Origin of the sequence: Chryseobacterium sp. 22532 (genome assembly GCF_052044665.1) — a bacterium.
GTDB lineage: Bacteria > Bacteroidota > Bacteroidia > Flavobacteriales > Weeksellaceae > Chryseobacterium > Chryseobacterium lathyri.
On the sequence record NZ_JBQENJ010000001.1, the window covers coordinates 708,789 to 722,675 of the forward strand.

The following is a 13,887-nucleotide window of genomic DNA, read 5'->3' on the forward strand; positions in this document are numbered from 1 at the left end:
AAGAAAATGTCAAAGTTAAAAATAAAAAGAGGAGATAACGTCATCATTACTACTGGTAAGAAAGATATCAAAGGTAAGACTGGTGAAGTTATTGAAGTGATCAAGAAAGAAGGAAAAGACCCTAGAGTAATCGTTGCAGGACTTAACATCGTTAAAAAACACGTTAAGCCTTCAGCTTCTAACCCTCAAGGTGGGATTACTGAAAAGGAAGCTTCTATCCATATCTCAAACGTAGCCCTAGTTGGTAAAGACGGAAAAGCTATCAAAATCGGTTACAAAATCGATGGAGATAAGAAAGTAAGAATCGATAGAAAAACGGGTGAAACTTTATAATTTGAATTAACACATGGAATTTATAGCAAGACCCAAAAATATATACAGAGAGAAAATTGTTCCTGCAATGATGGAAGAATTTGGGTACAAATCTGTAATGCAGGTACCTAAATTGGAAAAAATCATCCTATCTCAAGGATTAGGTGATGCCACTGCAGACAAGAAAATCATTGATTATGCTGTAGAAGAATTAACAATGATTACTGGCCAGAAAGCAGTAGGTACTATCTCTAAGAAAGACGAAGCAGCTTTCAAATTGAGAAAAGGTATGCCTGTAGGTGCTAAAGTAACATTGAGAGCTCATAAAATGTATGAATTCTTAGACAGACTTACTTCTTCTGCTTTACCACGTATCAGAGATTTCTCTGGTATCAAAGCAGACGGGTTCGATGGTAGAGGTAATTACAACTTAGGTATTACTGAGCAGATTATCTTCCCTGAAATCGTAATTGACAAAGTGAAAAAAATCCAAGGGATGGACATCACTTTCGTTACAACTGCGAAAACAGATAAAGAAGCTAAAGCATTATTAACTCACTTCGGTTTACCATTCAAAAAGAACTAAGAGATGGCTAAAGAATCAATGAAAGCGCGTGAGCGCAAAAGAGAAGCACTAGTTGCTAAATACGCTGACAAAAGAAAAGCTTTAAAAGAAGCTGGTGATTATGAAGGACTTCAGAAATTACCTAAAAATGCTTCTCCTGTAAGATTACACAACAGATGTAAACTAACAGGTAGACCTAGAGGATACATGAGAACGTTTGGTATTTCCAGAGTAACTTTCAGAGAAATGGCAAATAACGGTCTTATCCCGGGAGTAAGAAAAGCCAGTTGGTAATAATTACTAATTAATCGGGACAATTAAGTTGTCTGGATACTAAAGAATAAAAATATCAGACCCAAGATTTTCTGAAGTCTGATATTTTAATCTTCAAGTCCTTTCAATACTGATTGTCTTTAACCAATAATTTAAAATAGAAAAATGGTAACAGATCCAATTTCAGATTTCCTAACAAGAGTAAGGAACGCACAAAGCGCAGGCCACAAAGTGGTGGAAATTCCTGCATCGAAAATCAAAAAGGAGATTACTAAGATCTTATTTGACCAAGGGTATATCTTAAACTACAAGTTTGAAGATAACGCTGTTCAAGGAGTGATCAAAATCGCTTTAAAGTATGACAAGCAAACTAACAAACCGGCTATCAAGTCTATTCAAAGAGCTTCTAGACCAGGTTTAAGACAGTACAAGGGTTCTACTGAACTTCCAAGAGTACTGAACGGTTTGGGTATAGCTGTTATCTCTACTTCTAAAGGAGTAATGACTGACAAGAAGGCTAGAGAAGAGAAAGTAGGCGGTGAAGTAATCTGCTATGTTTATTAATTTTTAATCAGAGGAAAATGTCAAGAATTGGTAAAGCAATTATAACAATTCCAGCTGGAGTTACTGTCACTGAAAATAACGGTGTTGTAACAGTTAAAGGTCCTAAAGGAGAACTTTCTCAGGAGCTTACAGCAGGAATTACTTTAGAACAGAAAGATGGTGAACTTAACGTTAACAGACCATCTGAGTCTAAACAACACAAAGCACTTCACGGTCTATACAGAGCGTTGATCAACAACATGATCACTGGTGTTAATACAGGTTTCGAAAAGAAACTGGAACTAGTAGGGGTAGGATACAGAGCTTCACACACAGGTCAAAAACTTGAGTTAGCTTTAGGATTCTCTCACGGTATCGTATTAGAACTTCCAAGCGAAGTAAAAGTAGATACATTGACTGAAAAAGGTAAAAACCCAATTATTACTTTAGCGTCTCATGACAACCAACTTCTAGGAATGGTAGCTGCAAAGATTCGTTCTTTCAGAAAGCCTGAGCCTTACAAAGGAAAAGGTGTAAGATTCCTTGGAGAAATTGTTAGACGTAAAGCTGGTAAATCTGCTTAATAAATTATAAGTATTATGGCATTAAGTAAATTAGAAAAAAGAATAAGAATAAAAAGAAGAGTAAGAGGAAAAATCTCTGGATCTTCTGAATTGCCAAGATTATCTGTATATAAAAGTAATAAGGAAATTTACGCTCAGTTAATCGATGATAAAAAGGGTACAACTTTAGTTGCCGCTTCTTCAAGAGAGAAAGGTGTTGATGCTAATGGTACCAAGACTGAAGTTTCTGCTGCTGTTGGTAAAGCTATTGCTGCCAAAGCTATCGCTGCAGGAATCGAAAGTATTGTATTTGACAGAAACGGTTTCGTTTACCACGGAAGAGTGAAAGCTCTTGCTGATGGAGCGAGAGAAGGAGGACTTAAATTCTAATCATAAAATTTCGGAAAATATGTTAGGACTAGATAATATAGAAAGAGTAAAACCGGGAGGATTAGAACTAAAAGATCGTCTCGTAGCTGTTAACAGAGTAACAAAAGTAACCAAAGGAGGTAGAGCTTTCGGATTTTCTGCTATCGTTGTAGTAGGAAACGAAGACGGAGTAATCGGTCACGGTCTTGGAAAATCTAAAGAAGTAGCTTCTGCAATTGCTAAAGCTGTTGAAGATGCTAAGAAAAACCTTGTGAAAGTTCCTGTAATGAACCACACAATCCCTCACCAGACTACTGCCAGATACGGTGGTGCAGATATCTTCTTAAGACCTGCTTCTCACGGTACAGGACTTATCGCCGGTGGTGCGGTAAGAGCGGTATTGGAGTCTGCTGGTATTCACGATATCCTTTCAAAATCTAAAGGATCTTCTAACCCTCACAACGTGGTGAAAGCTACTTTCAAAGCGTTATTGGATATCAGAAGACCTGAAGAGATCGCTAGAATGAGAGGAGTTTCTTTAAGTAAAGTGTTTAACGGTTAATATTAGAACAATGGCAACAATCAAAGTAAAGCAAGTAAGAAGCGCTATTGGAAGAACAAAAACCCAAAAGAGAACGCTTGAAGCATTAGGATTTAAGAAACTTCACCAAGTTGTAGAACACGAAGCTACTCCTTCTATCTTAGGAATGATAGCTGCAGTTAGTCATTTACTTGAAGTTCAAAAATAATTTTTAACAAAAGAAATTAAAATGAATTTAAATAACATAAAACCTGCTGCAGGATCTACTTTCAATTCAAAAAGAATTGGTAGAGGTCAGGGTACAGGAAAAGGAGGTACTGCTACGAAAGGTCATAAAGGTCAGAAAGCTAGAGCTGGTTATTCTCAGAAAATCGGTTTCGAAGGTGGACAGATGCCTTTACAAAGGAGATTACCTAAATTCGGTTTCAAAAACGTAAACAGAAAAGAGTTTAGAGGAGTAAACCTTGATACTATCCAAATTTTAATCGAGAACAAATCCATTACTGGAGATATCACGAAAGAAGTTTTAGTAGAAAACGGTTTAGTTTCTAAAAACGAATTAGTGAAAATTATGGGTAGAGGAGAATTGAAATCTGCGGTTTCAATCTCTGCTGACAAGTTCACTAAATCTGCTGAAGAGCTTATTGCTAAAGCAGGTGGAAAAGCAATTACCTTATAATACTTACTAATGAAAGAATTTATACAAACCCTTAAAAATATTTGGAGCCTAAAGGAATTAAGAGATAAAATTCTCTTTACGTTAGGTATTATCCTTGTGTATAGATTCGCATCTTATATCTCACTTCCCGCAATTAACCTTGCAGAAGTGGGAGATCTCTTAGAGCATTATAAAAATCAAGGCGGTAACAAGCAAGGAGCAGGTCTCCTTGGCTTGCTTTCGTCGTTTACGGGGGGGGCTTTCAGCCACGCTTCCGTAATGGCGTTGGGAATCATGCCTTATATTTCTGCTTCTATTATTGTTCAGTTGATGGGGATGGCTATTCCTTATCTTCAGAAACTTCAGAAGGATGGAGAGTCTGGTAGAAATACATTGAATCAAATTACTAGATGGTTAACGATTGGTGTTTGTCTTGTACAAGCTCCTTCTTATTTAACATCTATTACTCAATTATTCTTACCGTATGCTCAGTTCTCTTCTGCATACTATGTAGAGCCAAATTCTATCATGTTCTGGTTACCAAGTATTGTAATTTTGGTTGCCGGTTCAGTGTTCGCAATGTGGTTAGGTGAGAAAATCACCGACAAAGGTATCGGAAACGGTATTTCCATCCTTATTATGGTGGGGATCCTATCAAGATTACCTGAAGCATTCGTACAGGAAATGGCCGTGCAGAACGGAAAAGGAGGAATGGGATCTATCATGATCCTTATAGAAGTAATATTCTGGATGCTGGTAGTTCTTTTAGCAGTAGTATTATCTGTTGCTGTCAGAAAAATTCCAATTCAGTATGTAAGCAGAGCTCAAGCAAGAGGAGGTGTAAACAGAAATCTTATGCAGGGAGCAAGACAATGGATCCCATTGAAAGTAAATGCTGCTGGTGTAATGCCGATTATCTTTGCTCAGGCATTGATGTTCGTACCAGGACTATTAACGAAATTCGATGAGTCCAATACTTTTCTTGCAGGTTTCAAGAATGTTTTTAGCTGGCAGTACAATGTATTGTTCGCGCTATTAATTATTATCTTCTCATTCTTCTATACTGCAATTACGATTCCGGTAAACCAAATGGCTGATGATTTGAAGAGAAATGGAGGTTTAGTACCGAAAGTAAGACCCGGTAAAGAAACAGCTGATTATTTAGATGATATTTTATCAAAAATTACCTTGCCAGGTGCAATATTTTTGTCTATCTTTGCAGTCCTTCCAGCAATAGTGCATGGAAGCTTTGTTCAGACAGATGCGTTCGCCCTATTTTTCGGGGGAACATCACTATTGATTATGGTTGGAGTTATTTTAGATACCGTTCAACAGATTAATACATATCTGCTGAATCATCACTATGATGGCTTAATGCAGTCTAAATTATCAAGAACGACTGGATATTAATTTATGGCGAAACAAAAACATATTGAACAAGACGGCGTTATCACGGAAGCTCTTTCCAACGCCCAGTTCCGTGTAGAGCTGGAGAATGGGCATATACTTATCGCTCATATTTCCGGTAAAATGAGAATGCATTATATTAAACTTTTACCTGGAGACAAGGTAAAACTAGAAATGTCTCCCTATGATTTATCGAAAGGGAGAATCACATTTAGATATTAAGACAAACGCCAAATGGAATGTATGTTCCATTTGGCTCTTGTTGAAAAATAAATACTATCAAAATGAAATCGTAAGATTCATTGGTCAGTAAAAAAAATAAATATTTCAAATGAAAGTTAGAGCATCAATTAAAAAAAGAAGCGCTGATTGCAAGATTGTACGCAGAAAAGGTGTACTATTCGTAATCAACAAGAAGAACCCAAAATTTAAACAAAGACAAGGCTAACATTAAATTATGGCGAGAATTGCAGGTATTGATTTACCAAAAAACAAAAGAGGTGTTATCGGTTTAACTTACATCTACGGAGTTGGAAGAAGTACTTCTTCCGAAATCCTTAAAGCTGCCGGTATCAGCGAAGACAAGAAAGTCAACGAATGGAATGACGATGAATTGGCTGCAATCAGAACATATATCTCTGAAAACATAAAAGTAGAAGGAGAATTAAGATCTGAAGTGCAATTGAACATCAAGAGATTGATGGACATAGGATGCCAACGAGGAATACGTCACAGACTAGGACTACCTTTAAGAGGCCAGAGAACGAAAAACAACTCTAGAACCCGTAAAGGAAAGAGAAAAACTGTTGCTAACAAGAAAAAGGCAAGTAAATAATCGTTAGGAATTATGGCAAAACAAACTAAAGTAGTTAAAAAAAGAAAAGTAAAAGTTGAAGCTATTGGTGAAGCGCACATTCAGGCTTCTTTCAATAACATCATCATTTCTTTAACAAATAAAAGCGGAGAAGTTATCTCTTGGGCTTCTGCCGGTAAAATGGGTTTCAGAGGTTCTAAAAAGAATACTCCATTTGCTGCTCAAATGGCGGCTGAAAATTGCTCTAATGTTGCTCACGAAGCTGGATTAAGAAGAGTAAAGGTGTATGTGAAAGGTCCTGGTGCAGGTAGAGAATCTGCAATCAGAACAATCCACAATTCAGGTATTGAAGTTAGCGAAATCATTGATGTGACTCCTATGCCGCACAATGGATGTAGACCACCGAAAAGAAGAAGAGTTTAATTTTTAGAATTTACCCATTATGGCAAGATATATTGGACCTAAAACTAAGATTGCTAGAAAGTTTGGTGCTGCAATCTACGGAGATGACAAAAACTTCGAAAGAAGAAAAAACCAACCGCCAGGACAACACGGTCCTAACAAAAGAAGAGGTGCTAAAAAATCTGAATATGCAATTCAGCTAGCTGAAAAGCAAAAAGCTAAATATACTTACGGTATTTTAGAAAAGCAGTTTGCTAACTTATTTGAAAAAGCACACAGAAGTAAAGGTGTAACAGGTGAAGTTCTATTACAGCTTTGTGAATCAAGATTGGATAACGTAGTATTCAGATTAGGTTTTGCTAAAACAAGATCTGCTGCTAGACAGTTAACTTCTCACAGACACATCACTGTGAATGGGGAGATCCTTAACATTCCTTCTTATTTAGTAAAAGCAGGTGATGTGATCGCTGTAAGAGAGAAATCTAAATCTCTTGAGGTTGTTACTGATTCATTAGCTTCTAAAGCTAATTATGAGTGGTTACAATTCAACGATGAGAAGAAAGAAGGTACTTTCGTTTCTGCTCCTGAAAGAATCCAGATTCCGGAGGACATCAAGGAACAGCTTATCGTCGAACTTTACTCTAAATAATTTTTTAATCAAATTTTTGCTCAACCCAATAATATGGCAATTTTACAATTCATAAAACCCGATAAAGTAATTTTACTTAACTCTGATGAATTTAAAGGTCAATTCGAATTCAGACCATTAGAACCAGGTTTCGGGCTTACAATCGGTAATGCTTTGAGAAGAGTGTTGCTTTCTTCTCTGGAAGGATATGCTATTTCATCTATCAAAATAGAAGGTGTAGAGCACGAATTTTCAACTATTCCAGGAGTAATCGAAGACGTTACCGAAATTATTCTTAACCTTAAGCAGGTAAGATTAAAAGCTTCAGCAGAAGGCCAGGCCAACGAGCAGGTAATTGCTAAAGTTTCAGGTCAAACAGTTATTACTGCTGGTGATTTAGGAAAGTCTATCAACGGATTTGAGGTGCTGAACCCGGACCTTTTGATCTGCAACCTAAACAGTGATGTAACTTTCGAAATTACTTTCAATATAGAAAAAGGAAGAGGGTATGTTCCTTCAGAACAGAATAAGTCAAACAATGCACCTGTAGGTACTATTGCTATTGACTCTATTTTCACGCCAATTAAGAAAGTACAATACAGCATTGAAAATTATCGTGTAGAGCAAAAAACAGACTACGAAAAACTTGTATTAGATATAGAAACTGATGGTTCCATCAGTCCTCAAAATGCTTTAACTGAAGCTTCTAAGATATTAATTTATCACTTCATGTTGTTCTCTGATGAGAGAATAACTCTTGAAACAGAAGCTGTAAAAGCATCTATCCAATATGACGAAGAAACACTTCATACAAGACAATTACTTAAGTCTAAATTAGCAGATATGGATCTTTCTGTAAGAGCCCTTAACTGTCTGAAAGCAGCTGAAGTAGAAACTCTTGGAGAACTGGTTTCTTACAGTAAGTCTGATTTGATGAAATTCAGAAATTTTGGTAAAAAATCTTTGACAGAACTAGAAGAATTAGTGCATTCAAAAGGTCTTAACTTCGGTTTCGACGTTGCAAAATATAAGTTAGACGCTGATAAATAATTAATAATGAGACACGGTAAAAAATTCAATCACTTAGGAAGAACAGCTTCTCATAGAAGTGCTTTACTTTCTAATATGGCTTGTTCTCTAATTGAGCATAAAAGAATCAACACTACTGTAGCTAAAGCTAAGGCTTTAAGAGTATATGTTGAACCTCTATTAACAAAGGCAAAAGAAGATACTACACACAATAGAAGAATTGTTTTTTCATATCTTCAAAGTAAAGAGGCGGTTGCTGAACTTTTCAGATCAGTAGCTCCTAAAATCGCAGAAAGAAACGGCGGTTATACAAGAATCATCAAGACTGGTTTCAGACAAGGTGATGCTGCTGACATGGCTCTTATTGAGCTGGTTGATTTCAACGAACTTTACAATCCTAATGCTGAGGAGAAAAAAGCTACAAGAAGAAGCAGAAGATCTGCAACTGCAAAAAAAGCTGAAGCTGTAGTAGCTGAAGCTCCAAAAGCAGAAGAGAAAACTGAAGAGCCTAAGGCTCAGGCAGCTGACTCTGCAGAAGAGAAAACTGAAGAATAATATTCATTCAGATATAATTGAAAAGCCATCCAGATTCTGGATGGCTTTTTTATTTGCCGGCTTCTGCGAAGAACAGTAAATTTATTTCAGCAATGAAGTGAGTTTAATATTCACCATTGACAATTCAGTATCACATTCACCATTATTTTCTAAACCCCGATTCCGGAATTTATCTCGGTTTAAATTTTCGTTCTCTTCAATTCAATCACATTATTTCCTTGTTCCAGATGAAGACTATCACCTTTTACCCTGGCAGTCATATCATCCTTTTTGTAGATGACCTCACCGTCTTTTGTGTCTGTTTTAGGTAATGTAAATGTCTTTTTGTTGCTGGTGATCGCTACAGTATTTTCCTTAGAATCATTTTTGAATACTACTTTTACTAATGTTCCGTCTGTAGCCTTGTAAACGAAATCTGTTTTCTCTGTCTTCTGACCGTTCACTTCAGTTGTTGAAGAACTTTGGGTTACAGAATCAATTTTCCCATTGTTGTCGGTGATCACCGTTTCTGAACTGTCAATTTTAATTACGCTTTTGTTTCCGCTTTCACTTTTTTTACAGCTGGTTAATAATAATGCCACAGCTGAAACTGCTATTAAAAGGCTTTTTCTCATGATATTTATTTTTTTATTATGTAGGGTTAATTGTTTTTCTATTATAATAGAATTTTAACTAAATTTAATAGAAACAAAAAACAAACCAATAACCCTGAACTCAAGCCACTAAATTACACAAAAGTGTAATTGATTCCGCCTTGTTTTCTTGCGAAATTTGTCTTAAACAAAAAACAATGAGCATTTCTATCGCCATAGTAGAAGACGAAAAAAACTACAACAACGCGTTGAAGAAGGTCATCAATTACCAGCAGGATATGCACGTGACTGCCCAGTTCTTTAATGGAAAGGAAGCCCTGAATAATCTTCCCGGTATTTCCCCGGATGTTGTTATGATGGATATCCAGCTGCAGGATATGCTGGGTATCGAAATCATTGAAAAGCTCAGAAAAGAAATGACAAAGACACAGTTCATCATGTGTACCAGTTTTGAAGATGATGAAAAGATCTTTAATTCATTAAAAGCAGGAGCCATGGGATATCTCATCAAAGGTGAAAGCATGGACAAGATCCTTTCTTCCATCCGCGATGTATATAACGGCGGTGCCCCCATGAGCCTGTCCATCGCCCGCAGAGTATTAAGTCATTTTGAAAAAAAACTTCCTGAAATTAAAGATTTTGATGACCTCACAGAACGTGAAAAAGAAATTCTTGAGCTCCTTTCACAGGGACTCCTTTACAAAGAAATTGCCGACAGAAAGTTCATCAGTATAGACACTGTAAAAAAACATGTAGGAAATATCTACAGAAAACTGCACGTGAGCAATAAGGTAGAAGCAATAAATAAATTTAACCATTTTAAAAACTAAGAGACATGAGAACAATTAAACTATTAAGAATTATTTATCTAATAACTTTAATGTTGTTTTTGATAAGTTGCAGGAAGGATAAGACCGGAGAAATAAAGGATAGAGCTTTAGACCAGCCGGATCAAAAAGCTAATGCTGCTCCTGTTGATTCTAATGGAGATAGTATATATATAAAGAAATTCGATTTTCTAAGCTTACAAACCATATTAACAACAATACCGGATACGGATGTAGATAAGTATTATGGGAAATATTCAACTACATATAAACCACATTTAGGATTGGGAAAAAAATACCCATATTCTTTTGATATAGCTCCCAGTGTAGGAGAGGAAATGAAAAAGATGGTGAAGAATAATGACTCGATACGGCTAATTCTTACTACAAGAGAAAATCATTTGGAAATTCTTTTTGCCGACTCAAATAATAACAAATACATTATTACAGAAAATGCTATTAAGCAGGTTGATGAGAAAGTATTTAAAGAAATGGATAATGTCTTCAAAACCGGTATTTATGATGAAATGACAAAAGCTAAGACAGGATTGGTAGACTCTGAACATTCAGGGGATAAAACGTATGGTAATACTACTGAAATATTAATACCGTATGCTGACTTTAGCCAATATGAGCCAACAAAACATACTCTATCTTTTTTACCTGGAGTATTAACGAATAACAATGTTAACAGCAATAAGAAAAGTAAAATGCACCATCTAACCTTAATTATGTGTTTGATGGAATTAAGTCCCAACAAAGCTCTTAAAAATCCTCCAATCGTTTTTTCTGATGATTTTTGTTTAAAGCCGCCAGGCTGCTAAATATGTATATATTCTATTTAATTCTAACTTTTCTTTGTCTTGCTTTTTCAGTTATAAATAAAGCAGCAAGACAAAGATTCTTGTATTTATACTTTGTGATTGTTTTTTTATCAGAAATTCTGATATTCATGGGAATATTTGATGGTGGCATTTATAAATACACTAAGATTTTTTATATTCTGTTCTTTATATTTTATTATAAAGAACTTTTTACATTACATTATAATAGATACATTCTTTTATTTATAGTCATTACCTGCCTGCTTATAAAGAATAGTATTGGAGATGAAAATTTATTACCGGTAATACAAAGTTTTGTTTATGTTTTTCTTAGCTTAGGATGGATGATGTGGCAAATTAAAAATCCTAATGAAATTTCAATCTACAATAAACAGAAATTCTGGTTTTGTGCTGGACTTTTATTGTGGAGTGCTGTATTTTTAATGCGAATTATCCCATCATTATTTTTTGCCGAAAAAGACAGTGTTTTTTTCCAAGGTATAAATTATTTTTATCAGGGAATTACTATTTTTTGCTATGCATTATTCCTGAGAGGTATTTTTTGCAGAAAATAAACGTTTGGAATTTAATTAAGATAGAAATGAATGATTTGGATAGAATAAAACTCACTTACATTATTGCAGTTATTGTAATAGTGCTATTCATTGCTTTCATTATTTTTGTTGTTTTAATGTATAATAAAAAACAGCTTCTGTATCTTAAAGAACAGCAACTTAAAGAAGCAGAGCATCAAAACCAGCTTCTTCAAAAAGAACTCGAAAAGCAAAAATCTATAGAACAGGAAAGGGAACGTATTTCCCACGATATGCATGACGATCTCGGAGCCGGAATTTCAGCATTAAAACTTCAGGCAGAATTTCTAAAGCAGAAAGCGGAAGACGGAGATCTGCAGAATGATATCGATGAGCTGCTGAAAACCTCAGAAGAAATGAACCTATCCATGCGCGAAATGCTCTGGAGCCTGAACTCAGGAAATGATACTCTGGGAAGCTTTATAGACTATGCCATACAATATACCGGTAACTTTCTGAAAAAAACAAAAATTAAGCTTTCGTCAGAAAGCGAAGATATTATATCTGAAACACCAATTTCTACAGAACTGAGACGGAATATGTTTTTATGCTTAAAAGAGGCTCTGAATAATGCTTATAAACACAGTCAATCCAATCAGTTGAAACTTTCTTTTGTTCAAAAAGATAAAGAATTTATCATGAAAATCTCTGATAACGGAGTTGGGATCAGTCATGAAAATGCAGAAGGAAACGGGCTTCGGAATATGAAACGGCGGATGCAGGAACAGAATGGCGAATGTCAAATTTTATCTGAAGGATCAGGAACACAGATACTTTTCAGAACTACAGTATAAGATCCGGAAAACATACATAGAACCTTTGTCTTCAAGAAGGCAAAAAAACAATAAAAAAATTATTGCAGAACAAAGAAAACATACTGTTTCTGATAGGTAAAATCTCATTTAAATGGAAAATTAAACTATAATCTCTCAATGTCATAAAAAACGTTGATAAATTTGGATGTATTACCAAATATTAAAGCCTACTTTTTTCATCAGGTTAGTTTTTTCATTAAATTTGTAATAAGTATAATTTTAATAATAAACAACTTGAAGCTTTTGCGGATGGTTCAAAACTAAACAATATGAGTGCAATTTCTTTCATAGAAGCGAGACAAATTTTGGATTCCAGAGGTAATCCTACCATTGAAGTAGATGTATTTACAGAAAGCGGGGCCATGGGACGTGCTGCCGTACCTTCCGGAGCATCTACAGGTGAACATGAGGCAGTGGAATTACGTGACGGTGGTTCAGATTATATGGGTAAAGGAGTCCTGAAAGCTGTTGAAAATGTAAAAGAAGTAATTGCAGAAAACTTAATCGGACAGCCGGTTTTTGAGCAGAACTTTATTGATCAGATCATGATTGATCTTGACGGAACTGCCAACAAAGGAAACCTTGGGGCCAATGCAATTTTAGGAGTTTCTTTGGCTGTAGCTAAAGCTGCTGCTGCTGAACTAAGAATACCGTTATACAAATATGTAGGAGGAGTTAATGCCAATACACTTCCTGTTCCAATGATGAATGTCATCAACGGAGGATCTCACTCCGATGCTCCTATCGCGTTCCAGGAATTTATGGTAATGCCGGTAAAAGCAGAATCTTTCTCTGATGCATTGAGAAAAGGAACTGAAATTTTCCACAACCTGAAATCTATTCTTCATTCAAGAGGTCTTTCTACAGCAGTAGGGGACGAAGGAGGTTTTGCACCTACTTTCAAAGGAACTGAAGATGCTTTGGATACATTGCTTCAGGCTATTGAAAAAGCAGGCTATAAGCCGGGTGACGATATCATGTTGGCGCTTGACTGTGCTGCTTCAGAATTTTACAAAGACGGAATTTACGACTACAGAAAATTCCAGACTCCGGATGCCGCTCAGTTCTCCAGCAGCGAGCAGGTTTCTTACCTTGCTGAATTAGCAGCTAAATATCCTATCATCTCCATCGAAGACGGGATGCAGGAAAATGACTGGGAAGGATGGAAAATGCTTACCGATAAAATCGGAGACAGAGTACAGCTTGTGGGTGACGATTTATTCGTAACCAATGTAGAAAGATTGTCAAGAGGAGTAAAAGAAGGTATTGCCAACTCAATCCTTGTAAAAGTAAACCAGATTGGTTCTCTTTCCGAAACAATGGATGCTGTACAAATGGCTCAGAATAACAAATTTACTTCAGTAATGTCTCACAGGTCAGGAGAAACCGAAGATTCCACAATTGCTGATTTGGCAGTAGCTATGAATTGCGGACAGATCAAAACCGGATCTGCTTCAAGATCAGACAGAATGGCGAAGTATAACCAGCTTTTAAGAATTGAGGAAGCATTGGGTGATACGGCTTTTTTCCCAGGTTTAGATGCATTTAAAATTAAAAGATAATTGAATTTATAAAT

At 35.9% G+C, this 13,887-nt stretch carries 23 protein-coding genes; 22 read left to right on the forward strand and 1 reads right to left on the reverse strand.

Going from position 1 to position 13,887, the window contains the following annotated elements; all coding sequences use genetic code 11:
* The first annotated feature begins 6 nt into the window (after nt 1-6).
* From rplX to rplQ, 17 genes are all read left to right on the forward strand, one after another.
* Nucleotides 7-333 carry a 50S ribosomal protein L24 gene (gene rplX, locus ACTJIV_RS03355; RefSeq protein ID WP_111957089.1) on the forward strand — a complete coding sequence of 109 codons (327 nt, stop codon included), beginning with the start codon at nt 7-9 and terminating at the stop codon, nt 331-333.
* A 13-nt stretch (nt 334-346) separates the two neighbouring features.
* A complete protein-coding gene (gene rplE, locus ACTJIV_RS03360; protein WP_111957091.1) occupies nt 347-898 on the forward strand; it encodes a 50S ribosomal protein L5 in 552 nt (183 codons plus the stop codon).
* A gap of 3 nt (nt 899-901) precedes the next feature.
* Nucleotides 902-1,171 carry a 30S ribosomal protein S14 gene (gene rpsN, locus ACTJIV_RS03365; protein WP_047376574.1) on the forward strand — a complete coding sequence of 90 codons (270 nt, stop codon included), beginning with the start codon at nt 902-904 and terminating at the stop codon, nt 1,169-1,171.
* Nucleotides 1,172-1,315: 144 nt separating this feature from the next.
* A complete protein-coding gene (gene rpsH / locus ACTJIV_RS03370) occupies nt 1,316-1,714 on the forward strand; it encodes a 30S ribosomal protein S8 (RefSeq protein WP_111957093.1) in 399 nt (132 codons plus the stop codon).
* 17 nt (nt 1,715-1,731) lie between these two features.
* Nucleotides 1,732-2,277, forward strand: coding sequence for a 50S ribosomal protein L6 (gene rplF / locus ACTJIV_RS03375; protein ID WP_111957095.1), 546 nt, complete (start codon nt 1,732-1,734; stop codon nt 2,275-2,277).
* A 15-nt stretch (nt 2,278-2,292) separates the two neighbouring features.
* Nucleotides 2,293-2,646 carry a 50S ribosomal protein L18 gene (gene rplR, locus ACTJIV_RS03380; RefSeq protein ID WP_440625607.1) on the forward strand — a complete coding sequence of 118 codons (354 nt, stop codon included), beginning with the start codon at nt 2,293-2,295 and terminating at the stop codon, nt 2,644-2,646.
* 19 nt (nt 2,647-2,665) lie between these two features.
* Nucleotides 2,666-3,187: a 30S ribosomal protein S5 gene (gene rpsE / locus ACTJIV_RS03385; protein WP_034703137.1), complete on the forward strand. Its 522-nt coding sequence runs from the start codon at nt 2,666-2,668 to the stop codon at nt 3,185-3,187.
* Between the two features lie 10 nt (nt 3,188-3,197).
* Nucleotides 3,198-3,374 carry a 50S ribosomal protein L30 gene (gene rpmD / locus ACTJIV_RS03390; protein ID WP_007839493.1) on the forward strand — a complete coding sequence of 59 codons (177 nt, stop codon included), beginning with the start codon at nt 3,198-3,200 and terminating at the stop codon, nt 3,372-3,374.
* Between the two features lie 21 nt (nt 3,375-3,395).
* Nucleotides 3,396-3,845 (forward strand): 50S ribosomal protein L15, encoded by a 450-nt coding sequence (rplO, locus tag ACTJIV_RS03395; RefSeq protein WP_111957099.1) that lies wholly within the window; start codon nt 3,396-3,398, stop codon nt 3,843-3,845.
* A gap of 9 nt (nt 3,846-3,854) precedes the next feature.
* Nucleotides 3,855-5,234 (forward strand): preprotein translocase subunit SecY, encoded by a 1,380-nt coding sequence (secY, locus tag ACTJIV_RS03400; RefSeq protein WP_034725974.1) that lies wholly within the window; start codon nt 3,855-3,857, stop codon nt 5,232-5,234.
* A 3-nt stretch (nt 5,235-5,237) separates the two neighbouring features.
* Nucleotides 5,238-5,453 carry a translation initiation factor IF-1 gene (gene infA / locus ACTJIV_RS03405; RefSeq protein WP_027381317.1) on the forward strand — a complete coding sequence of 72 codons (216 nt, stop codon included), beginning with the start codon at nt 5,238-5,240 and terminating at the stop codon, nt 5,451-5,453.
* A gap of 109 nt (nt 5,454-5,562) precedes the next feature.
* The gene (gene rpmJ, locus ACTJIV_RS03410) at nt 5,563-5,679 is read left to right on the forward strand and encodes a 50S ribosomal protein L36 (RefSeq protein ID WP_007839480.1); all 117 of its coding nucleotides are present in this window, start codon (nt 5,563-5,565) and stop codon (nt 5,677-5,679) included.
* Nucleotides 5,680-5,688: 9 nt separating this feature from the next.
* A complete protein-coding gene (gene rpsM, locus ACTJIV_RS03415) occupies nt 5,689-6,066 on the forward strand; it encodes a 30S ribosomal protein S13 (RefSeq protein WP_040993540.1) in 378 nt (125 codons plus the stop codon).
* A gap of 12 nt (nt 6,067-6,078) precedes the next feature.
* Nucleotides 6,079-6,468 carry a 30S ribosomal protein S11 gene (rpsK, locus tag ACTJIV_RS03420; protein WP_027387198.1) on the forward strand — a complete coding sequence of 130 codons (390 nt, stop codon included), beginning with the start codon at nt 6,079-6,081 and terminating at the stop codon, nt 6,466-6,468.
* Nucleotides 6,469-6,487: 19 nt separating this feature from the next.
* The gene (gene rpsD, locus ACTJIV_RS03425; RefSeq protein WP_111957101.1) at nt 6,488-7,096 is read left to right on the forward strand and encodes a 30S ribosomal protein S4; all 609 of its coding nucleotides are present in this window, start codon (nt 6,488-6,490) and stop codon (nt 7,094-7,096) included.
* Between the two features lie 33 nt (nt 7,097-7,129).
* Nucleotides 7,130-8,125, forward strand: coding sequence for a DNA-directed RNA polymerase subunit alpha (locus ACTJIV_RS03430; RefSeq protein WP_034725969.1), 996 nt, complete (start codon nt 7,130-7,132; stop codon nt 8,123-8,125).
* A 6-nt stretch (nt 8,126-8,131) separates the two neighbouring features.
* Nucleotides 8,132-8,659 (forward strand): 50S ribosomal protein L17, encoded by a 528-nt coding sequence (gene rplQ, locus ACTJIV_RS03435; RefSeq protein WP_111957103.1) that lies wholly within the window; start codon nt 8,132-8,134, stop codon nt 8,657-8,659.
* A 179-nt stretch (nt 8,660-8,838) separates the two neighbouring features.
* Here the strand turns inward: rplQ and ACTJIV_RS03440 are convergent, their stop codons facing one another.
* Nucleotides 8,839-9,273 (reverse strand): hypothetical protein, encoded by a 435-nt coding sequence (locus ACTJIV_RS03440; RefSeq protein ID WP_336377721.1) that lies wholly within the window; start codon nt 9,271-9,273, stop codon nt 8,839-8,841.
* Nucleotides 9,274-9,449: 176 nt separating this feature from the next.
* Between ACTJIV_RS03440 and ACTJIV_RS03445 the strand changes: the two genes are divergently transcribed.
* The 5 genes from ACTJIV_RS03445 to eno all read left to right on the forward strand — a co-directional run bounded on the left by ACTJIV_RS03445 (nt 9,450) and on the right by eno (nt 13,873).
* The gene (locus tag ACTJIV_RS03445; protein ID WP_111957107.1) at nt 9,450-10,082 is read left to right on the forward strand and encodes a response regulator transcription factor; all 633 of its coding nucleotides are present in this window, start codon (nt 9,450-9,452) and stop codon (nt 10,080-10,082) included.
* A gap of 5 nt (nt 10,083-10,087) precedes the next feature.
* Entirely contained in the window at nt 10,088-10,903 is an 816-nt protein-coding gene (locus ACTJIV_RS03450) for a hypothetical protein (RefSeq protein WP_440625615.1), read from the forward strand.
* Between the two features lie 128 nt (nt 10,904-11,031).
* On the forward strand, nt 11,032-11,478 hold the full coding sequence (locus tag ACTJIV_RS03455) for a hypothetical protein (RefSeq protein ID WP_111957111.1): 447 nt from the start codon (nt 11,032-11,034) through the stop codon (nt 11,476-11,478).
* A 26-nt stretch (nt 11,479-11,504) separates the two neighbouring features.
* A complete protein-coding gene (locus ACTJIV_RS03460) occupies nt 11,505-12,290 on the forward strand; it encodes a sensor histidine kinase (RefSeq protein ID WP_440625617.1) in 786 nt (261 codons plus the stop codon).
* Between the two features lie 290 nt (nt 12,291-12,580).
* On the forward strand, nt 12,581-13,873 hold the full coding sequence (eno, locus tag ACTJIV_RS03465) for a phosphopyruvate hydratase (protein WP_111957115.1): 1,293 nt from the start codon (nt 12,581-12,583) through the stop codon (nt 13,871-13,873).
* The last annotated feature ends 14 nt before the right edge of the window (nt 13,874-13,887 follow it).

Coding starts and splice junctions, on each gene's coding strand:
- rplX (WP_111957089.1), top strand. CDS start 7: ATGTCAAAGTTAAAAATAAAAAGAGGAGATAACGTCATCATTACTACT.
- rplE (WP_111957091.1), top strand. CDS start 347: ATGGAATTTATAGCAAGACCCAAAAATATATACAGAGAGAAAATTGTT.
- rpsN (WP_047376574.1), top strand. CDS start 902: ATGGCTAAAGAATCAATGAAAGCGCGTGAGCGCAAAAGAGAAGCACTA.
- rpsH (WP_111957093.1), top strand. CDS start 1,316: ATGGTAACAGATCCAATTTCAGATTTCCTAACAAGAGTAAGGAACGCA.
- rplF (WP_111957095.1), top strand. CDS start 1,732: ATGTCAAGAATTGGTAAAGCAATTATAACAATTCCAGCTGGAGTTACT.
- rplR (WP_440625607.1), top strand. CDS start 2,293: ATGGCATTAAGTAAATTAGAAAAAAGAATAAGAATAAAAAGAAGAGTA.
- rpsE (WP_034703137.1), top strand. CDS start 2,666: ATGTTAGGACTAGATAATATAGAAAGAGTAAAACCGGGAGGATTAGAA.
- rpmD (WP_007839493.1), top strand. CDS start 3,198: ATGGCAACAATCAAAGTAAAGCAAGTAAGAAGCGCTATTGGAAGAACA.
- rplO (WP_111957099.1), top strand. CDS start 3,396: ATGAATTTAAATAACATAAAACCTGCTGCAGGATCTACTTTCAATTCA.
- secY (WP_034725974.1), top strand. CDS start 3,855: ATGAAAGAATTTATACAAACCCTTAAAAATATTTGGAGCCTAAAGGAA.
- infA (WP_027381317.1), top strand. CDS start 5,238: ATGGCGAAACAAAAACATATTGAACAAGACGGCGTTATCACGGAAGCT.
- rpmJ (WP_007839480.1), top strand. CDS start 5,563: ATGAAAGTTAGAGCATCAATTAAAAAAAGAAGCGCTGATTGCAAGATT.
- rpsM (WP_040993540.1), top strand. CDS start 5,689: ATGGCGAGAATTGCAGGTATTGATTTACCAAAAAACAAAAGAGGTGTT.
- rpsK (WP_027387198.1), top strand. CDS start 6,079: ATGGCAAAACAAACTAAAGTAGTTAAAAAAAGAAAAGTAAAAGTTGAA.
- rpsD (WP_111957101.1), top strand. CDS start 6,488: ATGGCAAGATATATTGGACCTAAAACTAAGATTGCTAGAAAGTTTGGT.
- ACTJIV_RS03430 (WP_034725969.1), top strand. CDS start 7,130: ATGGCAATTTTACAATTCATAAAACCCGATAAAGTAATTTTACTTAAC.
- rplQ (WP_111957103.1), top strand. CDS start 8,132: ATGAGACACGGTAAAAAATTCAATCACTTAGGAAGAACAGCTTCTCAT.
- ACTJIV_RS03440 (WP_336377721.1), bottom strand. CDS start 9,273: ATGAGAAAAAGCCTTTTAATAGCAGTTTCAGCTGTGGCATTATTATTA.
- ACTJIV_RS03445 (WP_111957107.1), top strand. CDS start 9,450: ATGAGCATTTCTATCGCCATAGTAGAAGACGAAAAAAACTACAACAAC.
- ACTJIV_RS03450 (WP_440625615.1), top strand. CDS start 10,088: ATGAGAACAATTAAACTATTAAGAATTATTTATCTAATAACTTTAATG.
- ACTJIV_RS03455 (WP_111957111.1), top strand. CDS start 11,032: ATGGGAATATTTGATGGTGGCATTTATAAATACACTAAGATTTTTTAT.
- ACTJIV_RS03460 (WP_440625617.1), top strand. CDS start 11,505: ATGAATGATTTGGATAGAATAAAACTCACTTACATTATTGCAGTTATT.
- eno (WP_111957115.1), top strand. CDS start 12,581: ATGAGTGCAATTTCTTTCATAGAAGCGAGACAAATTTTGGATTCCAGA.